Below are 20,834 nucleotides of genomic sequence, written 5' to 3'. Positions count from 1 at the left end.
GGAACCCGGCAGCATCGTCCGCACGGACTAACGCGTTTTCGCGCACACCGGGTTCACCGCCGGCTGCGGCGCGCCCAGGGCCACCACGCTGTTGAGCATGATCCGCACCAGCTCGGTCTGGCGCCGCACACCGGTCTTGGAGAAGATCGAGCGCAGGTGGGCGCGCGCGGTATTGCGGCGGATGTTGAGGATTTCCGAGGCTTCTTCCAGGGACAGGCCGTTGGCCAATTCCAGGGCCAGGGTGGTTTCCGCCGGGGTCAGGTTGTATAGCTGCGAGGTCAGCACCGTGCTCACCAGCGACTTGCTCACCGCATCGCGCACATACACCACCACGGTCGGCTTGCCATGGCCTTCGAGCAGTTCCTGGGACGGAATCAGCTCCACCACCACGCCCAGGCTGACCTGCCCCGAAGGCCGGGAGATCGACGTCGCTTCCGCCACCTGCACGCCCTTGCCCACGCCCTGCCTGGCGCGCTGGAAGGCGTTGCGCACCAGCCGCGACAGCTCCCGGTTGTCACTGGGGTACGTCGCTTCCAGCCGGCCGCCCACCACCTTGAGCCCGTCCTGGCTGTCGATAATCTGCCGGGCCACGGGATTGAGTTGCACCACACTGCCGTTTTCATCGAGCACGATGGTCGCCACCGCCAGGCGGCTGATCGTCTGCGAATACAGGCTGCCCAGCGACTCGCTGCGATCGAGCAGTGAATGCATGTGCAGCGCCCGGCGCAGATGCGGCAGCAACATGGCGCACATCGCCCGTTCAACGGCAGTGAACCGTGGATGCCCCTCGGGCCGATTGATCCGCAGACGCACCGTGCCGCCATCCGGCATGCGGATATCGGCACCGAGCATGTGGTAACAATCGTGGGGTTGGCAAAACAGCAGGTAAAACGCCGAGCTGGACCATTCGGCGTCACTCATCAGTTCATCGACCGTGAACACCCTATCGGTGGGCAAGCCGTCGAACAGGGTGGATTTGGCGTAGTAGGCATAATGGTTGATACCGCCCTCCCCGCGCTCGACATCACCGGCCACCACCATCGGCGACAACAGCGGCTCATCCTGGACCCGCAGGATCAAGGTGACGAAATTGGCCTTGAACAAGGCCCTGACCTCGCGCAATGAATCGCTGAGGTTGCGGGTGTCCATCGCCGCATCGTAGATGTTGCCAATAATCCGTTCGTACTCGGCCAACTCCAGGCCCATTTGCGCCAGGACCTGTGCATTGGGCACACAACTTTGCATAAGCATTCCCCAGCAGGAGGCCTGACGGGCAGGCCCCCATGGATTTAATCGAGAGAGCGGTGGCGCCCCGCTCGCCTCACGGCAGTTCGAACAGGCCGGCGGCGCCCATGCCGCCACCGATGCACATGGCGATCACCACATACCGCACACCGCGCCGCCGCCCTTCGAGCAAGGCGTGGCCGACCATCCGTGCGCCGGACATGCCGAAGGGGTGGCCGATGGCAATCGCGCCACCGTTGACGTTCAGGCGATCGGGCGGAATCTGCAGCGCATCGCGGCAATGCAACACCTGGCTGGCAAAGGCTTCGTTGATCTCCCACAGGCCGATATCCGCCACGCCCAGGCCGAAGCGCTTGAGCAGTTTGGGAATGGCGATCACCGGGCCGATGCCCATTTCCTCCGGCGCGCAGCCAGCCACGGCGATGCCTCGGTAAATGCCCAGCGGCGTCAAACCGCGACGCGTGGCCTCGGCCCGGCTCATCAGCAGGCTGGCCGCCGCACCGTCGGAGAACTGCGAGGCGTTGCCGGCGGTGACGAACTCGCCCTGTTCGATCCATTTGCCGTCCTTCCACACCGGCTTCAAATTGGCCAGGTCTTCCAGGCGCGTATTCGGCCGGTTGCACTCGTCGCGCAGCACCTGCACGCGTTCGTGGCCATTGGGCTGGCCATCGGCGGCGAACAACAGCTTGTCCACGCCCAGGCCGACGATTTCCTCGTCGAACAGGCCGTCCCGTTGCGCGGCAGCGGTACGCAGCTGGCTGTGCAGCGAATACTCATCCTGGGCGGCACGGCTGATGCCATAGCGGCGGGACACGATTTCGGCGGTTTCGATCATCGGGATGTAGGCGCTGGGCATCACGTCCAGCACGGCTTCGGACTGGGCGCGGAAGCTGTTCTTGTGCTTGGTCTGGGTCAGCGACAGGGACTCGACGCCGCCACCAATGGCGATGCTCATCTCGCCGGTCATGATGCCCTTGGCCGCCACGCCGATGCTCATCAGGCCCGAGGCGCACATGCGGTCCAGGGCCATGCCCGGCACGCTGTCCGGCAAACCGCCGGTGTAGGCGCAAAGCCGGCCGATGTTGTAGGCCTGGGTGCCCTGCTGCACCGCCGCGCCCATGATCACATCCTCGACGGCACCGGGCTCGATGCCGGCGCGCTCGACCACGGCGCGTACCACGTGCCCGCCCAGCACCGGGGCTTCGGTATCGTTGAACGATCCGCGAAAGGACTTGGCCAGCGCGGTACGGGCGGTGGCGACAATGACGACTTCATTCAGGTTCATGACGAACTCACTCGGAAAGGGGGTTGAAGGTGTAGCGGCTGATGGTGTCGATCACGCAGCCGGGGCGTGCCTGGCCCTCGACTTCCACGGTGATGCGCACCACCAGTTGCACGGCGTCGCCCAGCTGTTCGGCGCGGAGGATCTGGCCGCTGCCGCGCACCCGCGAATCGACCTTGACCGGCGCCGGGAAGCGCGCCCGGTCGCTGCCGTAGTTGACGCCCATGGCCATGTTGTCGATCGTCAACAACTGCGGCATGAACAGATTGGCCAGGGATTGGGTCAGGTAGCCGTGGGCAATGCAGGCCCCGAACGGACCGCTGGCGGCACGCACCGGGTCGACATGAATCCACTGGTGATCGCCCGTCGCCTCGGCGAACAGATTGATCCGCTGCTGGCTGATGGTCAGCCATTCGGTGTGGCCCAGGTCCAGGCCCTCGGCCGCCAGCAATGCCCGGGCACTGTTGAACACATGACTCATGGACGGATCCTCACGCTTGTTGCGAACTGACGGACAGCACTTCGCCGACCATGTAGGAGGCGTAGTCGCTGGCCAGGAACATCATCACGTTGGCCACTTCCCAGACTTCGGCGGCGCGGCCGAACGCTTCACGCCCGGCCAGGCTGGCGAGCAGCTCTTCGCTGGAAGCTTTCTTGAGGAACTCGTGCAGGGCAATCGAGGGCGACACCGCGTTGATGCGCACGCCGAATTCGGCGGCTTCCAGGGCGCTGCAGCGGGTCAGCGCCATCACCCCGGCCTTGGCGGCGGCGTAATGGGCCTGCTCTTTCTGGGCCCGCCAGCCGAGCACCGAGGCGTTATTGACGATGGCCCCGGCGCCACGGCGCTGCATGTGCGGCAGCATCGCCCGGGTCATGCGGAAGGTGCCGGTGAGGGTCACATCCAGCACCCGCAGCCACTCTTCGTCGCTCATCTCCACTACACGTTTCTGGCCGCCCAGGCCCGCGTTGTTGATCAACACATCGACCCCGCCCAACGCCTGCTCGGCGCTGGTCACCAGGGCCTGGACGTCGTCCTCGACGGTGACATTGCACAGCTGGCCATAAATCGCCTGCAGACCGGTCTCGGCCTTGAGCTTCTCCACCGCCTCTTCCAGGCGACGTGGATGCACGTCGGAAATCATCAACGCGCGACAACCCTCCTCGGCACTGCGCCGGGCCGCCGAATAACCGATACCGGCACCTGCGGCCGCGGTGATCAACACCGACTTGCCAGCCAGCAGCTGATGACCGGGAACATAAGGGGGGGCTTGTTTCACAGCGTCTACCTCCGAAGAAATGAATACGCTGCAGTTGTACGCAGGGGGCGGCGCGAGGACATCGTCAAAATGGGGTAGAAAGCCGCGACACGATCCCTGTGTGGGAGCGGGCTTGCTCGCGAATGCGGTTCAACATTCAACTTGGATATTGACTGATACACCGCTTTCGCGAGCAAGCCCGCTCCCACAGAGAACCCCGTGAGGCGGCCCGACAAGTCAGCTCGCACAGGGGATGTGGGTGTGTGAAGCCTCAGGCCCATCACACCCCGGCCAAAAATACGCCCTCAACTCCCCCAGACTTTCTGCGGCTTCGGCGCTTCAGCCAGGATCGCATCAACCGCTTCACCAATCTCCTCAACCCGCCACAACGCGCCCTTGTCGCGGGTCACGCCCGTGCGCCAGCCGTCACCCAGGGAAATCCGGCCGCCCTGGCTTTCGAACACCTGCCCGTTGACGTGGGCCGACGCCGGGCTGCCCAGCCACACCACCAGCGGCGCGACGTTTTCCGCGGCCCAGGCATCAAAGCTGCCGTCCTCGGGTTTTTTCACCACATCGGGCATGGCGCTCTCGGTCATCGAGGTGCGGGCCGCCGGTGCCAGGGCGTTGGCGGTGACCCCGTAGCGCGCCAGTTCCGCCGCTTGCACCAGGGTCAACGAAGCGATGCCGCCCTTGGCCGCCGAGTAATTGGACTGCCCCACCGAACCTTGCAGGCCTGCGCCGGAACTGGTGTTGATGATCCGCGCGTCGACCGGCGTGCCGGCCTTGGCCAGGTCGCGCCAGCGGCGGCCGAGGATGTTGGCCAGGCAGTAATGGCCCTTGAGGTGGACGCGCATGACCATGTCCCAGTCCTCTTCGGTGAGGCTGATGAACATGCGATCGCGCAATACGCCGGCGTTATTGACCAGCACATGCACCTCGCCGAACGCCGCCAGCGCTGCATCGACGATGCGCTGGGCGGTGGCCAGGGTGGTGATGTCGTCACTGTTGGCGATGGCCTGGCCACCGTTGGCGCGGATCTCGCCGGCCACGTCTTCAGCCGCCTCGGCGCGAATATCGTTGACCAGCACATTGGCCCCTTGCGCGGCGAACGCCAGGGCGTAGGCGCGACCGAGCCCGCCGCCGGCCCCGGTGATGATCACGGTGCGGCCTGAACAGATTGTCATGCTTGACTCCTTGAAAACGAGGTGGGCCGCGCGCCCGGCGCGTGGCCCGGATTAAAAATCACAGGCGTTCGATGATCGTCACGTTGGCCTGGCCGCCGCCTTCGCACATGGTTTGCAGGCCATAGCGGCCACCGCTGCATTCCAGTTCGTTGAGCAGCGTCGTCATCAAGCGCGCGCCAGTGGCACCCAGCGGGTGGCCCAGGGCAATCGCGCCGCCGTTGACGTTGGTGCGCGCCGGGTCGTAGTCCAGCTCCTTGGCCCAGGCCATGACCACCGAGGCAAAGGCTTCGTTGATCTCGACCCGGTCGATGTCGGCCATGCTCAAGCCGCTGCGGGCCAGGGCCCGGCGCGTAGCGGCAATCGGGGCGGTGAGGTGCCAGATCGGGTCATCGCCGAGCACGGTCAGGTGATGAATTCGCGCCCGTGGCGTCAGGTCGTAACGCTTGAGCGCGGCTTCGGACACCACCAGCAGCGCCGCCGAGGCGTCGCAGGTCTGGCTGGACACGGCGGCGGTGATCGACGGGAACTGCGGGTCCACCGGCTGCAACTCGGCCATCTTTGCAAGGCTGCTGTGGCGCGGGGTTTCATCCACCGACAGGCCTTGGCAGGCGACGATTTCCCGGGCAAACCGGCCACTGGCGATGGCCGCCAGCGCCCGCTCGTGGCTTTGCAGGGCGAAGGCTTCCATCTGCTCGCGGCTGATCTGCCAGTGATCGGCAATGCGCTGCGCGGCATAGAACTGGTTGACCGGCTGCTGGCCGAACCGCGCACGCCAGCCGACGCTGCCCGAGAACGGATCGGCAAAACCCAGGGGCTGGCCGGCCAGCATCGCCGAGGAAATCGGGATCTGGGTCATGGTCTGCACCCCGCCGACCGCGACCACGTCCTGGGTGCCGCTCATCACTGCCTGCGCGGCGAAGTGCAGCGCCTGTTGCGACGAACCGCACTGGCGATCCACCGTGGTGCCGGGCACCGTCAATGGCAGGCCGGCGGCCAGCCAACTGGTGCGGGCAATGTCGCCGGCCTGGGAACCGATGGTGTCGACGCAACCGAATATCACGTCGTCGTAGTCTTCAGCGGGGATCACGTTGCGCTCCACCAGCGCCTTGAGCACATGGGCGCCCAGGTCAATCGCGTGGATCTCGCTCAATGAACCCTTGCGCTTGCCGGTGGGGCTGCGCAGTGCATCAACAATGTAGGCCTGGGCCATGACTCATTCCTCGAAAGTATGCCCCGGCCCCAGGCCGGTGGCGTCGGCGAACAGGTAGTCGCTGACACGGGTTTTGTGGAAACCGCGGTCGCCCCAGGACGCATCGAGGGCCCAGGCGCGCTTCATGAACATCTGCAAGTCGACTTCCCAGGTGTACCCCATCGCGCCATGCACCTGGATGCCTTTGCGCGCGGCGATCCAGCTCGCCTCATTCGCCGCCAGGCGTGCCTGCGAGACCCAGACGCCGGCGTTGAGGTCGCCTCGGGCCAGGGCATGGGCGGCGCGATACAGCACCGGTTTGGCCTGTTCGATGTGGCGGGCGACATCGGCCAGGTGATGCTTGACCGCCTGGAAGCTGCCGATCGGTTTGCCGAACTGCTTGCGCTGGGCCACGTAGTCCACCGACAGGTCGAGCATGCGTTGCGCCAGACCCAGCAACTGCCCCGCCACCGACAGCGCGCCACGGTCCAGCATGCGCGCCTGCAAGGCGCGGCCCTGCTCGCCGCTGGCGATGCAGGTGCTGGCGGTTGGCGTCCAGCTCACCGCGCCGAGGCGCCGCGAAGCATCGATGCTCGGCCGGGCTTGCACGTCCACCTCGGCGCGGGGCACCACGTGGATGTCATCGCCGTCGGTGAGGATCAGCACTTCGGCCAAGGGCGCGTCGCTCACCAGGGCATTGACCGGATGATTGATCGCCAGGCGCAGGCTGCCATCGGCGATCCGTGGCAGCAGGTCGGCGCGGGCCGGGTGCCCGGCCGGCAGCTGCGCGAGCAAGCCGCAGGCGACATAGGCGGTGTCGGCCAGCGAGTCGGGAATGGCGTAGTAGCCCAGCTCCTGGGTCATCAACGCCCAGGTCACATCGTCCATGCCCAGGCCACCTTCGGCCTCGGGCACCGACAAGGCGGTCAGGCCCTGCTCGGCGATCTTGTTGCGCAGGTCCCGGGAGCGCCCGACATCGGTCTCCCAGATTTCCCGAAGCATTTCCGGGTCGGCTTCGGTCATCAGGAAACGACTGATGGCTTCGCGGAACGCCAACTGGTCATCGTTAAAAGTGAAGTCCATGGCGGTTCCTTATTTCGGCAAGCCGAGCATCCGCTCGGCGATGATGTTGCGCTGGATTTCGTTGGTGCCGGCATAGATCGGCCCGGACTGGGCAAACAGGAAACCCTCCAGCCAGCCCGCCGCATCACCGCCTTGCGCGCCCTGGTTCACCAGCTCGCCGCGCGTACCGAGAATGCGCATGGCGGTCTCGTGCATCTTCAGGTCCAGCTCCGACCAGATGATCTTGTTGATGCTCGACTCGGCGCCGATCTGCTCACCCCGGCTCAGCCGCCCCACGGTGTGATAGGCCGACAAGGCATAGGCTTCGGCGCCCATCCAGGTCTCCAGAACCGCATCGCGCAGGCCCGGATCACGGTCGGCACTGGCGCGGTGCGCCTTGTACAGCTCGACCAGCTTGCGGGCCGTGGCCTGGAAGCGTGCCGGCGAGCGTAACAACAGGCCGCGCTCGAAACCGGCGGTGGCCATTGCCACATGCCAGCCCTGCCCTTCGGCACCGATGCGGTTGCCCACCGGCACCCGCACGTCGTCGAAAAACACCTCGGCGAAGGCGTCCTTGCCGTTGAGCGCCTTGATCGGGCGAATGCTCACCCCCGGCGTATCCAGCGGCACCATGACGAACGACAGGCCGTGGTGGCGTGCCGAGCCCGGTTCGCTGCGGAACAGGCCGAACAGCCAGTCGGCGTAGATCGCCCGGGTCGACCAGGTTTTTTGCCCATTGATCACATAGTGGTCGCCGTCGAGCACCGCCTTGCTGGTGATCGCCGCCATGTCGGACCCGGCGTTGGGTTCCGACCAGCCTTGCGCCCACATGTCCAGGCTGGCGGCCATGCGCGGCAGGAAGCGCTGCTTCTGCTCCGCCGTGCCGAACTCCATCAGGGTCGGCCCCAGCAGCAGCTGGCCGTTCTGGTTGACGCGCATCGGTGCCCCGGCGCCGTAATACTCTTCCTCGAAGATCAGCCACTCGATCAGGTCGCTGCCGCGCCCCCCCAGGTCGGCCGGCCACATCACCATCGACCAGCGGCTGTCGAACAATTTGGCCTCCCAGGCGCGGTGCTGCTCGAAACCTTCGCGGGTGTCGTAGCTGGCCAGGGGTTCACGGGGCACGTTGGCCGCCAGCCAGGCGCGAACGTCGGCGCGGAAGGCGTTTTGCTTGGGGGTATAAGTCAGGTCCATGGCGTTCCCTCAGAACTTGGCGTCGCGTTTTTCGACGAAGGCCCGGCGCGTTTCCGCCGAGTCCGGACTGCTGTAGGCCTGCATGGTGAAGCCCTGTTCCCAGCGGTATTTGTCTTCCAGGTTGCCGTCTTCGATGCCGTTCAAGGCTTCCTTGGCGATGCGAATCATGCCCGGGCTCTTTTCGGCGATTTTCGCCGCGATGCCCAGGGCGGTTTCGCGCAGTTGATCCTTGCTCACGATCCGCTCGATAAAGCCGTATTGCAGGGCTTCTGGCGCGCCGATGCGCTCGCCGGTAAAGAACAGGTATCGCACCTTTTGCACCGGGAACAGGCGCTGCAAGTGCGCACCGCCGCCCATGGCGCCACGGTCGACTTCCGGCAGGGCGAAGGTTGCGCAGTCGGAGGCGACCACAATGTCCGCCGCCCCGGTGATGCCGATGCCACCGCCCAGGACAAAGCCATGCACGGCGACTATCACGGGCACCGGGTTGCGGTGCACGGCCTTGAAGGTCGCGTAGTTGCCGGCGTTGACCTCGACGATACGTTCCGGATGCTGGTCCAGTTCCTTGATGTCGACCCCGGCGCAAAAGCCCCGGCCTTCGGCACGAATCACGATGACTCGCACCTCGGGGTTGGCGCCAAGGGCTTCGATCTGTCGCGCCAGGGCGTGCCATTCCTGGCTGTCGAGGGCGTTGACCGGGGGTTTGGCGATCACCAGTTCAGCGATCCCCTGATTGAGTTGTGTGGTAAATGCCTGGTTCACAGGGGTTCTCCAATGCTCGCGGGTTGGTTCGTGGGGCTCGTCTGGCTGCGGGCCAGGAGCGCGTCCAGGCATTGCCGGGCCTCAAGGGCAATGCTTTCGATGACGTCCTGGCAACTGAGCAATTCTCCGATGGCCGCCGCGACCTGGCCGCTGGGCAGGATGCCCTCGTCGGGCCGGCCATCGATCATCGAGCGTTGCAACAGCACCGGCTGGTTGGCGGCCATCACCACCTGCGACAACGCCGACGGGTCTTCGCGCAAGCCACGCATAAACACCGAGGCCATGTGCCCCAGGCTCATGCCGGTCTGCTGCTTCCACTGCCAGGCGCTGCCCAGGGCAATGCGCAGGCGGCCGAAGGGCCCGGCCTGCTCCAGATGATTGATGAAACGGTTTTCGATCATGCGGTGGCGCATGCCGTCGACCGCCGTGGTCACGCGCACCTGCTGTGGGTCGTTGACCTTGAGGTAGCGTTCCAGGGTCGCGGCCGGTGTCGGCGATTCGCGGGTCATCAGAAACCGCGTGCCCATGGCGATGCCGGCACCGCCGGCGGCCAGCACCGAGGCCAGGCCACGGCCGGTGGAAAATCCACCGGCCGCGATCACCGGCACCCTGACCGCCGCCAGCACCTGGGGCAGCAGGATCGAACTCGGCACGCCGCCGGTATGGCCGCCGCCCTCGCCGCCCTGGATGGTGATCAGGTCGGCGCCCAGCTCCACGGCCTTGATTGCATGTTTCAGTGCGCCCACGGTGGGAATGCACAACACCTTGGCCGCCTTGAAGCGGGCGATGGTCTGTTTGTCCGGGCCACGCCCGTAGCTCACGGCGCGCAGGCGATACTGGATCGCCAGATCGACGCACTGCGCGGCGTTGTCCTGGAACATATGAAAGTTGAGCCCGAAGTTGCTGCCGCCGGTGGCGTCGATCACCTTGCGGATTTCACTCTCCAACTGGTCGGACGCGATGGTCGCCCCGGCGAGAAAGCCGAAGCCCCCGGCCCGGGTCGTGGCGATCACCAGGTTGGCGTCGGCCACCCAGCCCATGGCGGTTTGCACGATCGGGTAGCGGCAACCGAGGGCCTCGGTCAGTGGCGTATCCAGCCAGCGGTTCATTGGTTCTTGTCCTCGGCCTGTTTGTTGGCCCGGGCCATGCCCTTGGCGTCGAAGCCACCCAGTTTGTCGCCGGACAACAGTTCGTTGTGGGCATGGGCGAAATGGTGCCAGGCAAACACCGCGTCCATCGCCGTGCGCTTGCCCTGCAAGTCCTCGACGTGGTTGATCGCCTGTTTGGTCAGGGCCAGGCCCATGCGCGGCTGGCGGGCGATGCCGGCGGCCAGGGCGTAAGTGGCCTGCTCCAGCTCTTCGCGCGGCACCATGCGGTTGACCATGCCCACTTGCCAGGCGCGGGTGGCGCTCATGCGGTCCCCGGTGAAGAGGAATTCCTTGGCGATGCGCGGGTTCATTTCATAGGGATGGGCGAAGTACTCCACTCCCGGAATGCCCATGCGCACCACCGGGTCCTGGAAGAACGCGTCGTCGCTGGCGACAATCAAGTCACAGACCCAGGCCAGCATCAGCCCGCCCGCCACGCACGCGCCCTGGACCATGGCGATGGTCGGCTTGGGCAGCTCGCGCCAGCGTCGGCACATGCCCAGGTACACCTCCTGCTCGCGGGCATACAACTGCTCGCCGCCAGGTTTGTTGGTGTGGTCCCACCACAGGTGCGCGCGCTCGAACGGCTTGTCGATATCCCGTCCCGGCGTGCCGATGTCGTGGCCCGCCGAGAAATGCTTGCCGTTGCCCCGCAGGACGATGACCTTGACGCTGTCGTCGTCCACCGCCGCGCGAAACGCGGCATCCAGGGCGTAGGTCATCTGCGAGTTTTGCGCGTTATTGAAGGTCGGCCGGTTCAGCGTCAGCGTGGCGATGCCCTCGGCCACGCTGTACAGCACCGGGGTGTCCGTCTCGTAGACGGCGTTGTCCTGGCGGACGATGAATTCACTGTCGCTGCTGTGCATGCTCGCTGTCCTTGCCTCAGGCCGTACGGATGCCGGGCGGGTTGCCCTTGATCGCCGTGGCGCGGTAGTCGTGGGGATCGAGTCGGCGGATCAGGGCCAACTGTTCACCGGTGGGGTGCACGGTTTCGTGGAGCTGTGCGGACTTGAGCAACGGGAAGCCGGTGTTGTCCTGGACCTGCTCGAAACTCACGCCGGGGTGCAGCGAGCGCACCTGCACGGCGCGGTCCGGGCCATTGAAATCCAGGACACACAGGTCGCTGACCACGCAATGAATGTCCATCAGGTCGCGGCGCGCGCCTTCAGGCCAGCGCTCGGCCTTGAAGCCGACGCCGGAGACCATGTCCACTTCGCCGCTGACGAACACCCGGCTGTTATGGCTGGGCACGAAGAACGAGTTGAGGTGGTTGATGCTGTTGCCCGGCAGGCCACGCACGCCGAGGATCGCCGTCTTGGGCTTCTGATAGTCGCCGACGCAGGACAGGTTGGTCTGGCCCCAGCGGTCGATCTGGGTCGGCCCGATCATCGCGTGACGACGCCCGCCCCACACGCATTCGAACACCCGCTCGAACGACAGGTAGCCCGAGTAACGCGGCACGTAGTCGCCACGCGGGCCCAGCGGAATCGGCTCTTCCACCAGGAAGGCCTCGCTGTCGGTCATCAGCAGTTCCGGGCTGTGGGTCAGTTTGGCCAGGCTGGCGCCCAGGCGCGGGATGACACCGAGGCCCGAGGCAATGACCTCGCCATTGCCGCGCCAGGCTTCGCTGGCAGCGACGATCATCAATTCGGCGAGGGTAAAATCACAGGTTGCAGTCATGGTCGCAGGTCCTCAGAACACGGGAAGGGGCAAGGCGCCCATGGAGTCGGCACCGCCGTTCTGTGCCTGATAGGCCTGCTCGCCACCGGCGACGTAGGTCTGCACATAATCCTGCCAGCCGTTTTCCGCCTGGCTGCTGGCGACATAGCCCTTGAGGTGCTTCATGTCCCAGCCGTAGTCCGGGGCACAGGACGTCGGGTGCGCACCGAGCGGTGCGTGCACCACGCCGCTGACCAGGTAACGCTCGAAGGTATTGAAACGCGCCTGCTCGGCGCTCAATTGCAGGCGGTCTTCCAGGCGTTCGCAGGAGACGAAGCACTGCTGGGCGGCGCGGGCGAACAAGTGATCGAAGTACGGGTCCGGTCCGGTCACCAGGGTATTGCCCAGGCGGTCGGCGACGTTGACATGCAGGAACGCCACATCGAGGTTGAGCGCCGGCATCGCCAGCAGCACCTCGCCATCGGCATAGGGCGACTGCACGGTTTTCAGTGCCGGGTTCAGGCGCGTGACGTCGGTGGCCAGGCCGCAACGGGTGGGCAGGAACGGCAGGCGCATGCCGGCGGCGCGCAGACCCCACTGGAACATGCCTTCGTCCAGCTCCATCAGTTCCAGTTCACCGGCCTCGCGGGCCTTGCGGTAGTAGGGTTCCAGTGGAATGGCATCGAGGGTGGCGAAGCCGAACACCAGCTTTTTGACCTTGCCGGCGGCGCACAGCATGCCCACTTCCGGGCCGCCGTAGGCGACCACGGTCAGGTCCTTGACTTCTGAGCGCAGGATCTCGCGCACGATCGCCATGGGCTTGCGCCGTGGCCCCCAGCCGCCGAAACCGATGGTCATGCCATCGCGCAGTTGAGCGACCGCATCGGCCGCTGTCAGTTGTTTGTTCATCATGACAATTCCTTAGGGTTGGCCGACCGAAAAGTCGTGCCCCCAAATGCTCACGCGGGTGAATTCGAACGCCGAGTGCTCGGCCCAGTCGACTTGCAGTCCGCCAAAGCCGTATTCGAGATCGAAACCGGACGGCGTCTTCATGTAGAAGCTGGTCATCTGATCGTTGAGGTGCTGGCCGAGGGTCGCCGACAGCCTCACTTCATGGGCGCGCAAACGGTCGTGGGCACGGCCGACTTCCGTCATCGAATCGACCTCGACCATCACGTGCACGCAACCTGATGGCACCGGGTATTCGGCCAGGGCCAGGCTGTGGTGGCGGGCGTTGTGGCAATGCAGGAAGTGAATGCGGATCGGCGGCGCCGAGGGGTCGGGACGGAAGTTGAAAATGTCCGACAGTTCGAAGCCCAGCACGTCCTTGGCGAACGCCAGGGTCGCGTCGAAGTTCGGCGCCGGCAGCACGGTGTGGCCCAGCCCCATGTCGCCGGTGATGAAACGCGGCACGCCCTGGGGCGAGATGAAGGGCAGGCAATCGGAGCGGTGCCCCCAGCTCAGTTCGTGGCAATTGCCCGACGGGTCGGTGAGTTTGACCAGCGCCTGGACGCCGCGCTGCTCGACCTCGGCGGCAGAACCGGCCTGCCATTCGATGCCGGCGGCGTTCAGGTGATCCAGTGCCGCCTGGAACGCCGCCTCGCTGGCCAGCTCCCAGCCGGACGCCAGGTAGCGCGCCTCGCTGCCCTCCACGATCAGCATGCGAAACGGACGCTCGTCCATCTTCACGTACAGGCCACCGCCCGGCGCCGCACGCACCTGCATGCCCAGCACGTCTTCGGCGTAACGCTGCCAATGGCTGAGGTTTTCGATCTGCGAGACGAAATAGCTCAAACCGCGAATGTCGATCATGCCTGGGTCCTCGTTGGCTGAAGGGGGGTCGTGGCGAGCATTGTGCAAAGCGCCGCCCGGGCCTTCATCGTCCGTTGAGACTAAGCACCGCGGTGCCCCGAGCTTTCCTGTTCCCTGTAGGAGCGAGCCCTGCTCGCGATGGAGGTCCAGACACCGCGCTCATTCAGACATCCAGCGTCATCGTTGACGTCCATCGCGAGCAGGGCTCGCTCCTACAGTGTGATGAACAGCCAGGCACCGCATAGAGCCGGGGGTGCCCTAGTCCGTTTTGGTGATTCGAACGCTACCGCCAGCCCTCCAGACTGAGGCATCCATCCGCCTTGCAGAGACAACCCCCATGGAGTTCGCTTTTACTGAAGAACACCTGATGATTCGCGACAGCGCCGAGCGGTTTCTCGCTCAGGTCAGCGACTCGCATGCGGTGCGCGCCGCCATGAATCGCCCGGACGCTCACGACCCCGACGTCTGGCGGCGCATCGGTCAGGAACTGTACTGGCCAGCATTGATGGTGCCCGAGCGCTTTGGCGGCATGGGCCTGGGGTTTGTCGAACTGGCGATCCTGCTGGAGCAAAGCGGTCGCTTTTTGCTGGGCTCACCGCTGTTCGCCACCACGTGCCTGGCCACCCCGGCGCTGTTGCTGGGGCATAACGAGGCGGTGAAGGCGCCATGGCTGGGGTCGATCGCCAGCGGTGAAACCCGTGCCACCCTCGCCTTCGCCAGCGCGCCCGGGCTCAACGCTTGCAGCGTGCACACCGTTGCCGAGCCTTCCCCACGGGGCTGGATCCTCAACGGTGATTACGCCCAGGTGATCGATGGCGCTTCGGCCGATCTGTTGATCGTTGCCGCCCGCGCCCCTGGCACCCAGGGTGAACAGGGCATCAGCCTGTTCGCCTTGCCTGGCGATACACCGGGCATGAGACGCGATGCCCTGGCAACCCTGGACCAGACCCGTCGCCTGGCGCGTGTCGAGCTGCATGACGTGCAGGTCAGCGAGGCACAGCAGCTCTGTGGCCCCGGGCAAGGTTGGGCGGTGCTGCGCGACAGCCTGCTGATCGCCACGGCCGGGCTGGCCGCCGAACAGACGGGCGGTGCGCAACAGGCCCTGGACCTGACCCTGGCCTACATTGCCGAACGCCGGCAATTCAAACGCACCATCGCCAGCTTCCAGGCGATCAAGCACCGCTGCGCCGACATGATGCTGCAAGTCGAATGCGCCCGCTCCGCGGCCTACTACGCCGCCTGCGTGGCCCAGGAACGTCTCGACCCTGAGGGCGACGCCACGGTGGCCGGCGAACTTGAGCAGGCCGCCGCCACCGCGAAAATCCATGCCAGCGAAGCGTTTTTCCACTGTGCCGCCGAGTCGATCCAGCTGCATGGCGGTGTCGGTTTCACCTGGGAATACGATCCGCACCTGTACTTCAAACGTGCCCGCGCCGGCGAGCACCTGTTGGGCAGCCCGGCGCTGCACCGCGAGCGCCTGGCCGCACAGTTGTTGGGAGAGTGATCATGAAAATCGGTTTCAGTGGTGCAGATGAAGTGTTCCGCGAAGAAGTCAGCGGATGGATGGCCGAGCACCTGGGCGGCGAGTTTGCAGCGTTGCGCTTTCGTGGCGGGCCGGGGGATGAACACAGCTTTCCAGAAGAACGCAAAGCCTGGGAGCGCGAGCTGGCCGCTGGTGCCTGGATCGGCGTTGGCTGGTCCCGGGACCATGGCGGACGGGGGCTGTCCATCAGCCAGCAGGTGATTTTCCATGAAGAATACGCCCGTGCCGGTGGCCCCGGGCGCATGGGCCATATCGGCGAAGGCCTGGTCGGCCCCACCCTCGCCGCCTTCGGCACCCCGGCCCAACAGCAACGCCTGTTGCCCGGCATCCTCGACGGTAGCCAGTTCTGGTGCCAGGGTTATTCGGAACCGGGGGCCGGCTCGGACCTGGCCAATGTGCAGACCCGGGCCCGGCTCGACGCCACGGGCAAGCATTGGCTGATCAGCGGGCAGAAGGTCTGGACGTCCCTGGCCCATGAGGCCGACTGGTGTTTTGTGCTGGCGCGCACCGAACCCGGCAGCCAGGGGCATCAGGGCCTGTCCTTCCTGCTGGTGCCGATGGCCCAGGACGGCATTCGCGTGCAGCCGATCCAGCAACTGACAGGCACCAGTGAGTTCAACGAGGTGTTCTTCGACGAAGCCGTCACCAGCACTGACAATATGCTTGGCCAACCCGGCGATGGCTGGAAGATCGCCATGGCCCTGCTGGGTTTCGAGCGCGGCGTGTCCACGCTGGGGCAGCAGATGCAGTTCCACAATGAACTCGACGAAATCATCCGCATCGCCCGCGCCAACGGCGCCGCGCGCGACCCGCTGCTGCGCCAGCGCATTGCCCAGGCCTGGGCCGGGCTCAAGGTGTTGCGCTACAACTCCCTGCGCATGTTGTCCGGCCCGCAGGACGGCCAGCTCGGACGCGAAGCCATGATCTACAAACTGGCGTGGTCCACCTGGCACAGCGACCTGGGCAAACTGGCCATGGATGTGCTGGGCGACGCCGGGGAAATCCTCGATTCGGCGCCCTATCAGCTCAGTCGCTTGCAGTCGTTGTTCCTGTTCACGCGGTCTGACACGATTTATGGGGGGAGTAATGAGATTCAGCGCAATGTCATTGCCGAGCGGGCGTTGGGGATGCCGCGGGAGATGCGGGTGATGGGTTAAAGCCTGTCTGCGGTTACGTGTATTGGTTGTATATCCATTATTTTTGTGATGGCTACTTAGGGTTTCGCCCTTACGGCGACTCCCTTTGGAAAAGCCCCAAAGGAAGCAAAGGGCTCTTGCCCCACCACTCGGTGCCTCGCTTAGGCTCGGCATGCCCGAACGAAGGCATTGCTCCGTGGGTCGCCGCGATGGGCCATCCCTGGCCCAGCGCGGCTAAACCGGCGTCCTGCCGGTTTCCCCACTGCGCAATGCCTGCGTTCGGCCATCGTGGTTTAACGGGGCGCCCCAGATCAAAAACCAAAGCGAGGCGGCCTTAAAGCCGACCTGACTTTGGCTGGTGTACGCAATCCCCTGTAGGAGCGAGCCTGCTCGCGATGGTCGTCAACGATAACGCGCGCGGTCTGAATGAACGCGGTGTCTGGGCGCTCATCGCGAGCAGGGCTCGCTCCTACAGGGGTACGCGTACATCCGGGAAAGCAGGTCGGCTATCAGGCCGCCTCGCGTTGCTTTGGCTTTTGATCTTCTTGCCCCATCGAGAGGCCGAGTGGAGGTTCTGCGCAGTGGGCACCTCGGCATGGATGCCGAGGTAGCCGCCCCCGGCCATGGATGGCCGATGGCGGCGGGCCCACGGAGCAGGACCGGAACGAGGGCATGCCGAGCCTTAGCGAGGCACCGAACGACAGGGGCAAGAGCGCTTGGTTACTTGGCGCTTTTCCAAGTGACTCGCCGTAAGGGCGAAACCGCCAGCCGCCGTTACCGCAGCAACGGATATTCACCCAATCCAAAACAATTTTCACCGCACCCGAATCTTCGGATCCCCCGCCCCCCGCCGCAGGTTGGCAAGAAACCCTTCCAGCGGCGCCGGCTCGGCAATCTGCGGCAAGGCGTCCTTGTCCGGGCGTTGCGCCCAGAAGGCATCCCAGGACGGAAACAGCTCGTGGAAGGTGCCGGCGTAGGGTTCGCGACCGGGCCAGCGCATTTTCAGGCCGCCAATCGGTGGTTTGTTCAGGTCGCTCGCGTACCAGTAGCACGGCAAGCGGCGGCGGAAGCACCAGCGCCCGTCGATCCGCTCGTAATCGTCCCAGTACAGCATCTGCATGATCACCCACTCGGGACCGGTCTCATGCTCGTTCTTCGAATAGACCACGCCGGTGGCGTGATCGGCGTCGCTGAATTCGATGATGTGCTGGCCCAGGTGATGGGAGGTGCCATGGAACTGCTTGCGCATGGTTTCGTCCAGCCACGCCTTGAGGTGCGCGCGACCGCTCTTGTCGCGGCCGACGCGCACGTCCGGGGCGAAGCAGTTGGCCATGGCGTCCATGTCGCGCATGTCCAGAGCCAGGGCGTATTGGCCGGCCAGTTGGCGGATGGCGTCGAGTGACTCCAGGCGATCGATGCGCGCCAGCAAGGCGCTCGTGTCCGGGCTCATCAGTCGAGCACCGTGTACAGGTCCGAACCGCGCCCGCCGTCCACCGCCAGGCTGGCGCCGGTGACGTACGACGCTTCGTCGCTGGCCAGGAACAGAATGGCGTTGGCCAGCTCCACAGGCAGGCCGACCCGTTTCATCGGGATGACTTTCTCGGTGTTGGCACGGGCCCGGGTGTCACCCAGCATGCCGGCCGTGGCCGGGGTGTCGACCACGCCGGGAATGATCACGTTGCAGCGGATGTTGAGCGGTGCGCCTTCGCTGGCCGCCGCGCGGCTGAAGTTGATCACCGCCGCCTTGGCCGCCGAGTAACCGGCCATTTGCGCGGTGCCGAACAGGCCGCAGATCGAGGCAATGTTGACGATTGAACCGCCACCCTGCGCCTTCATTAACTGCATGGCGGTGCGGGTGCCCCAGAACGTGCCGTCCACGGTGGTGGCAAAGTTGGCGTGCCAGTCGGCGGTGGACATCGCGTCGATGCCGCCCCAGGTGTAGGCCATCGCGTTGTTGACCAGGATGTCCAGGCGGCCATGCCGTTGCGCGGTGGCTTGCAGCGCGCCGACGTAGGCCTGCTCGTCGCTGACATCGGCCACGGCGATCTCGGCCTGCCCGCCCAGGCCATGGATTTTTTCCTGCACGCCTTGCAGTGGTTCGATACGTCGACCGCACAGCACCACCGTGGCGCCCTCTTCGGCGAACCGCAGCGCAGTGGCCTCGCCGATGCCGGAACCGGCGCCGGTGACGAAGGCGATTTTTCCCTGTAATCGTTTGCTCATGGGTCACTCCCCGATCAGATAAAGGCCATGCCGCCGTTGACGGCGATGTTTTGCCCGGTCATGAAACTGGCGTCTTCGCTGGCCAGGAACACCGCCACCCGGGCGATCTCGTCGGTCTCGCACATGCGGCCCAACGGCACGTTTTTCAGCAGTGCTTCCATGTATTCGTCGGGGATGCCGGCCATCATCGGGGTGTTGGTCGGCCCCGGCACCAGGGTGTTGACGCGGATACCGCTGGCCGCCAGTTCACGGGCGATCGAGCGGGTCAGGCCCATCACCCCGGCTTTCGAGGCGCAGTAATGGCTGGGGCCTTCGCCCGTCAGCGCGGCGGTGCTGGAGAGGTTGATGATCGCCCCTTTGCGCCCGCCCTTGACCATCAGCCTGGCGCCCTCGCGGCAGCATAGGAAAGTACCGCCCAGGTTCACGCCGATCACCCGTGCCCAGCTTTCGTCCGGGGTGTCGAGGAAGCTGTCCAGCCCGCCCACGCCCGCGTTGTTCACCAGGATGTCGAGGCCACCGAAGTGCTGCTCGGCCTGGCCCATGGCATCGGCCACGGAGGCGCCGTCACCGACGTTGCATGCCACGGCCAGGACCTTGTCACCCAGGTCCGCCAGGCTCTCGGCCAGGGCGGCCTGGTTCAGGTCGACAGCCACCACCTTCGCGCCTTCGGCGACAAAACCGCGCACGATGGCCTGGCCCATGCCCTGCGCGGCGCCGGTCACAAAGGCCACTTTATTGAGTAACTTCATCACGCTCTCCGAATGTGCCAATACGCTGCGGCCCGCTGCCCTTGCAGCACCGCCGTCCCCTGAATGATTAGCGGACAGCGCCCTGGCCCACATCGTCCGATGGGACTAGCGCCGCGTGGTCTGAACGGACGATGCCGGCAGCGCCCGGCGGGGCCAGCATTCATGGGCGCGCACCACGCCAGGCGCGGCGCTTCCCTTCACGTCGCTGTAGCGCCTGGCGCGGCTGTGCTTCCCGAATCCGCAGACAATGGAGAACCCCATGAACCAACCTGTAGACCTGCCCCTGCCCGTCGGCCACTACGCCACCCTGCCCAGCGGACTGCGCCTGCACTATCTGGATGAAGGCGCAGGCCCCGTGGTGCTGTGGCTGCACGGTAGCGGGCCGGGCGCCAGTGGCTTCAGCAACTTCAAGGGCAACTACCCGCAATTCGTCGCCGCGGGCTATCGCAACATCGTGCTCGACCTGCCGGGTTTCGGCCGTTCGGACAAACCCGAGGACGCCCAGTACAACCTGGGGTTCTTCGTCGACTGCGTGGCGGCGTTTCTCGAAGCGGTCGGCGTGCAGCGCTGCACTCTGCTGGGTAACTCGCTGGGCGGCGCGATTGCCCTGGGCCTGGCCCTGCGCCTGCCGCAACTGCCCCAGAGCCTGATCCTGCTGGCACCGGGCGGTGTCGAAGAGCGCGAGACCTACTTCCAGATGGAGGGCATCGTGCGCATGGTCACGCTGTTCAACGCCGGCCCGATCGGCCTGGAGGAAATGCGCAGCATGATGCGCCTGCAGCTGTTCGATGATTCGATCCTGCCGGAAAGCCTGTTGCAGGAGCGCGTGGCGGTGGCTGTGACCCAGCCGAAAAATCTGTTCAGCACGATGATGGTGCCGAACATGGAAGCGCGCCTGGGCGAGATCCAGTGCCCGATCCTCGGTTTCTGGGGCAACAACGATCACTTCAACCCGATCAGCGGCGCGCAGCGCATCATCGACGGCGCGCCGAATGCACGCTTCATTGTGCTTAACCGTTGTGGGCATTGGGTGCAGGTGGAACATCGCGAGCTGTTTAACCGCAGCTGCATCGACTTTTTGCAGCAGGGTTGAATCGGTGTAGGCGCTGATCATTCAAGAGAGACGGTGTACATATCCGTTGCTGCAGTCACCTCGGCTGATGGTTTCGCCCTTACGGCGAGTCCCTTTTGAAAAGCCCAAAAGGAACCAAAAGGCTCTTGCCCCACCACTCGGTGCCTCGCTCTGGCTCGGCATGCCCGATCGAAGGCATTGCTCCGTGGGTCGCCGCGATGGGCCATCCCTGGCCCAGCGCGGCTAAACCGGCGTCCTGCCGGTTTACCCACTGCGCAATGCCTGCGTTCGGCCAGCGTGGTTTAACGGGGCGCCCAG

The 20,834-nt window shown here is 65.3% G+C and carries 20 protein-coding genes; 3 read left to right on the top strand and 17 right to left on the bottom strand.

Translation table 11 applies throughout. From position 1 onward, the window contains the following. Window positions 1-27: 27 nt before the first annotated feature. The 14 genes from F8N66_RS13935 to F8N66_RS13865 form a co-directional block, all read right to left on the bottom strand. Complete coding sequence (locus F8N66_RS13935; protein ID WP_150770713.1) at window positions 28-1,245, bottom strand: helix-turn-helix transcriptional regulator; 1,218 nt, start codon at window positions 1,243-1,245, stop codon at window positions 28-30. A gap of 76 nt (window positions 1,246-1,321) precedes the next feature. Beyond that, window positions 1,322-2,530, bottom strand: coding sequence for an acetyl-CoA C-acyltransferase (locus F8N66_RS13930; protein WP_150770712.1), 1,209 nt, complete (start codon window positions 2,528-2,530; stop codon window positions 1,322-1,324). Between the two features lie 7 nt (window positions 2,531-2,537). Continuing rightward, a complete protein-coding gene (locus F8N66_RS13925; RefSeq protein ID WP_150770711.1) occupies window positions 2,538-3,008 on the bottom strand; it encodes a MaoC family dehydratase in 471 nt (156 codons plus the stop codon). A gap of 10 nt (window positions 3,009-3,018) precedes the next feature. Then, the gene (locus tag F8N66_RS13920; RefSeq protein WP_150770710.1) at window positions 3,019-3,804 is read right to left on the bottom strand and encodes an SDR family oxidoreductase; all 786 of its coding nucleotides are present in this window, start codon (window positions 3,802-3,804) and stop codon (window positions 3,019-3,021) included. Window positions 3,805-4,088: 284 nt separating this feature from the next. Continuing rightward, window positions 4,089-4,967, bottom strand: a complete 879-nt coding sequence (locus tag F8N66_RS13910; protein ID WP_150770709.1) for an SDR family oxidoreductase — start codon at window positions 4,965-4,967, stop codon at window positions 4,089-4,091. A gap of 58 nt (window positions 4,968-5,025) precedes the next feature. Further along, complete coding sequence (locus F8N66_RS13905; RefSeq protein ID WP_150770708.1) at window positions 5,026-6,177, bottom strand: acetyl-CoA C-acetyltransferase; 1,152 nt, start codon at window positions 6,175-6,177, stop codon at window positions 5,026-5,028. A 3-nt stretch (window positions 6,178-6,180) separates the two neighbouring features. Beyond that, window positions 6,181-7,239: an acyl-CoA dehydrogenase family protein gene (locus F8N66_RS13900; protein WP_150770707.1), complete on the bottom strand. Its 1,059-nt coding sequence runs from the start codon at window positions 7,237-7,239 to the stop codon at window positions 6,181-6,183. 9 nt (window positions 7,240-7,248) lie between these two features. Beyond that, complete coding sequence (locus F8N66_RS13895; RefSeq protein WP_150770706.1) at window positions 7,249-8,412, bottom strand: acyl-CoA dehydrogenase family protein; 1,164 nt, start codon at window positions 8,410-8,412, stop codon at window positions 7,249-7,251. Window positions 8,413-8,421: 9 nt separating this feature from the next. Continuing rightward, on the bottom strand, window positions 8,422-9,174 hold the full coding sequence (locus F8N66_RS13890) for an enoyl-CoA hydratase family protein (RefSeq protein ID WP_150770705.1): 753 nt from the start codon (window positions 9,172-9,174) through the stop codon (window positions 8,422-8,424). Beyond that, complete coding sequence (locus tag F8N66_RS13885) at window positions 9,171-10,283, bottom strand: NAD(P)H-dependent flavin oxidoreductase (protein WP_150770704.1); 1,113 nt, start codon at window positions 10,281-10,283, stop codon at window positions 9,171-9,173. Before F8N66_RS13885 ends, F8N66_RS13890 begins: the two co-directional genes overlap by 4 nt. Beyond that, window positions 10,280-11,188, bottom strand: coding sequence for an enoyl-CoA hydratase (locus tag F8N66_RS13880; protein ID WP_150770703.1), 909 nt, complete (start codon window positions 11,186-11,188; stop codon window positions 10,280-10,282). Before F8N66_RS13880 ends, F8N66_RS13885 begins: the two co-directional genes overlap by 4 nt. Window positions 11,189-11,204: 16 nt before the next feature. Beyond that, window positions 11,205-12,002: a CoA-transferase subunit beta gene (locus F8N66_RS13875; protein ID WP_150770702.1), complete on the bottom strand. Its 798-nt coding sequence runs from the start codon at window positions 12,000-12,002 to the stop codon at window positions 11,205-11,207. 12 nt (window positions 12,003-12,014) lie between these two features. After that, on the bottom strand, window positions 12,015-12,890 hold the full coding sequence (locus F8N66_RS13870; protein WP_150770925.1) for a CoA transferase subunit A: 876 nt from the start codon (window positions 12,888-12,890) through the stop codon (window positions 12,015-12,017). 12 nt (window positions 12,891-12,902) lie between these two features. Next, a complete protein-coding gene (locus tag F8N66_RS13865; RefSeq protein ID WP_150770701.1) occupies window positions 12,903-13,793 on the bottom strand; it encodes a VOC family protein in 891 nt (296 codons plus the stop codon). A gap of 337 nt (window positions 13,794-14,130) precedes the next feature. Between F8N66_RS13865 and F8N66_RS13860 the strand changes: the two genes are divergently transcribed. Then, window positions 14,131-15,297: an acyl-CoA dehydrogenase family protein gene (locus F8N66_RS13860; RefSeq protein ID WP_150770700.1), complete on the top strand. Its 1,167-nt coding sequence runs from the start codon at window positions 14,131-14,133 to the stop codon at window positions 15,295-15,297. Between the two features lie 2 nt (window positions 15,298-15,299). Next, window positions 15,300-16,493, top strand: a complete 1,194-nt coding sequence (locus F8N66_RS13855) for an acyl-CoA dehydrogenase family protein (RefSeq protein WP_150770699.1) — start codon at window positions 15,300-15,302, stop codon at window positions 16,491-16,493. 793 nt (window positions 16,494-17,286) lie between these two features. Here the strand turns inward: F8N66_RS13855 and F8N66_RS13845 are convergent. From F8N66_RS13845 to F8N66_RS13835, 3 genes are read right to left on the bottom strand one after another with little or no spacing between them, the layout of a single operon-like run. Further along, entirely contained in the window at window positions 17,287-17,922 is a 636-nt protein-coding gene (locus F8N66_RS13845) for a nuclear transport factor 2 family protein (protein ID WP_150770698.1), read from the bottom strand. Further along, on the bottom strand, window positions 17,922-18,695 hold the full coding sequence (locus F8N66_RS13840) for an SDR family NAD(P)-dependent oxidoreductase (RefSeq protein ID WP_150770697.1): 774 nt from the start codon (window positions 18,693-18,695) through the stop codon (window positions 17,922-17,924). Before F8N66_RS13840 ends, F8N66_RS13845 begins: the two co-directional genes overlap by 1 nt. 14 nt (window positions 18,696-18,709) lie before the next feature. Next, window positions 18,710-19,444 carry an SDR family NAD(P)-dependent oxidoreductase gene (locus tag F8N66_RS13835; RefSeq protein ID WP_150770696.1) on the bottom strand — a complete coding sequence of 245 codons (735 nt, stop codon included), beginning with the start codon at window positions 19,442-19,444 and terminating at the stop codon, window positions 18,710-18,712. Between the two features lie 259 nt (window positions 19,445-19,703). Between F8N66_RS13835 and F8N66_RS13830 the strand changes: the two genes are divergently transcribed. After that, a complete protein-coding gene (locus F8N66_RS13830) occupies window positions 19,704-20,537 on the top strand; it encodes an alpha/beta fold hydrolase (RefSeq protein WP_150770695.1) in 834 nt (277 codons plus the stop codon). The last annotated feature ends 297 nt before the right edge of the window (window positions 20,538-20,834 follow it).

Source organism: Pseudomonas fluorescens (genome assembly GCF_902498195.1).
Lineage (GTDB): Bacteria > Pseudomonadota > Gammaproteobacteria > Pseudomonadales > Pseudomonadaceae > Aquipseudomonas > Aquipseudomonas fluorescens_BU.
The sequence above is the reverse complement of the archived record's forward strand: the minus strand, read 5'-3'. Positions and strand labels throughout refer to the sequence as shown.

Excerpts from the sequence above, each read along its gene's own strand:
- F8N66_RS13835 (WP_150770696.1), bottom strand. The coding sequence starts at position 19,444 with ATGAAGTTACTCAATAAAGTGGCCTTTGTGACCGGCGCCGCGCAGGGC.
- F8N66_RS13925 (WP_150770711.1), bottom strand. The coding sequence starts at position 3,008 with ATGAGTCATGTGTTCAACAGTGCCCGGGCATTGCTGGCGGCCGAGGGC.
- F8N66_RS13875 (WP_150770702.1), bottom strand. The coding sequence starts at position 12,002 with ATGACTGCAACCTGTGATTTTACCCTCGCCGAATTGATGATCGTCGCT.
- F8N66_RS13905 (WP_150770708.1), bottom strand. The coding sequence starts at position 6,177 with ATGGCCCAGGCCTACATTGTTGATGCACTGCGCAGCCCCACCGGCAAG.
- F8N66_RS13860 (WP_150770700.1), top strand. The coding sequence starts at position 14,131 with ATGGAGTTCGCTTTTACTGAAGAACACCTGATGATTCGCGACAGCGCC.
- F8N66_RS13900 (WP_150770707.1), bottom strand. The coding sequence starts at position 7,239 with ATGGACTTCACTTTTAACGATGACCAGTTGGCGTTCCGCGAAGCCATC.
- F8N66_RS13830 (WP_150770695.1), top strand. The coding sequence starts at position 19,704 with ATGAACCAACCTGTAGACCTGCCCCTGCCCGTCGGCCACTACGCCACC.
- F8N66_RS13855 (WP_150770699.1), top strand. The coding sequence starts at position 15,300 with ATGAAAATCGGTTTCAGTGGTGCAGATGAAGTGTTCCGCGAAGAAGTC.
- F8N66_RS13885 (WP_150770704.1), bottom strand. The coding sequence starts at position 10,283 with ATGAACCGCTGGCTGGATACGCCACTGACCGAGGCCCTCGGTTGCCGC.
- F8N66_RS13910 (WP_150770709.1), bottom strand. The coding sequence starts at position 4,967 with ATGACAATCTGTTCAGGCCGCACCGTGATCATCACCGGGGCCGGCGGC.
- F8N66_RS13840 (WP_150770697.1), bottom strand. The coding sequence starts at position 18,695 with ATGAGCAAACGATTACAGGGAAAAATCGCCTTCGTCACCGGCGCCGGT.
- F8N66_RS13895 (WP_150770706.1), bottom strand. The coding sequence starts at position 8,412 with ATGGACCTGACTTATACCCCCAAGCAAAACGCCTTCCGCGCCGACGTT.
- F8N66_RS13880 (WP_150770703.1), bottom strand. The coding sequence starts at position 11,188 with ATGCACAGCAGCGACAGTGAATTCATCGTCCGCCAGGACAACGCCGTC.
- F8N66_RS13870 (WP_150770925.1), bottom strand. The coding sequence starts at position 12,890 with ATGAACAAACAACTGACAGCGGCCGATGCGGTCGCTCAACTGCGCGAT.
- F8N66_RS13845 (WP_150770698.1), bottom strand. The coding sequence starts at position 17,922 with ATGAGCCCGGACACGAGCGCCTTGCTGGCGCGCATCGATCGCCTGGAG.
- F8N66_RS13865 (WP_150770701.1), bottom strand. The coding sequence starts at position 13,793 with ATGATCGACATTCGCGGTTTGAGCTATTTCGTCTCGCAGATCGAAAAC.
- F8N66_RS13930 (WP_150770712.1), bottom strand. The coding sequence starts at position 2,530 with ATGAACCTGAATGAAGTCGTCATTGTCGCCACCGCCCGTACCGCGCTG.
- F8N66_RS13935 (WP_150770713.1), bottom strand. The coding sequence starts at position 1,245 with ATGCAAAGTTGTGTGCCCAATGCACAGGTCCTGGCGCAAATGGGCCTG.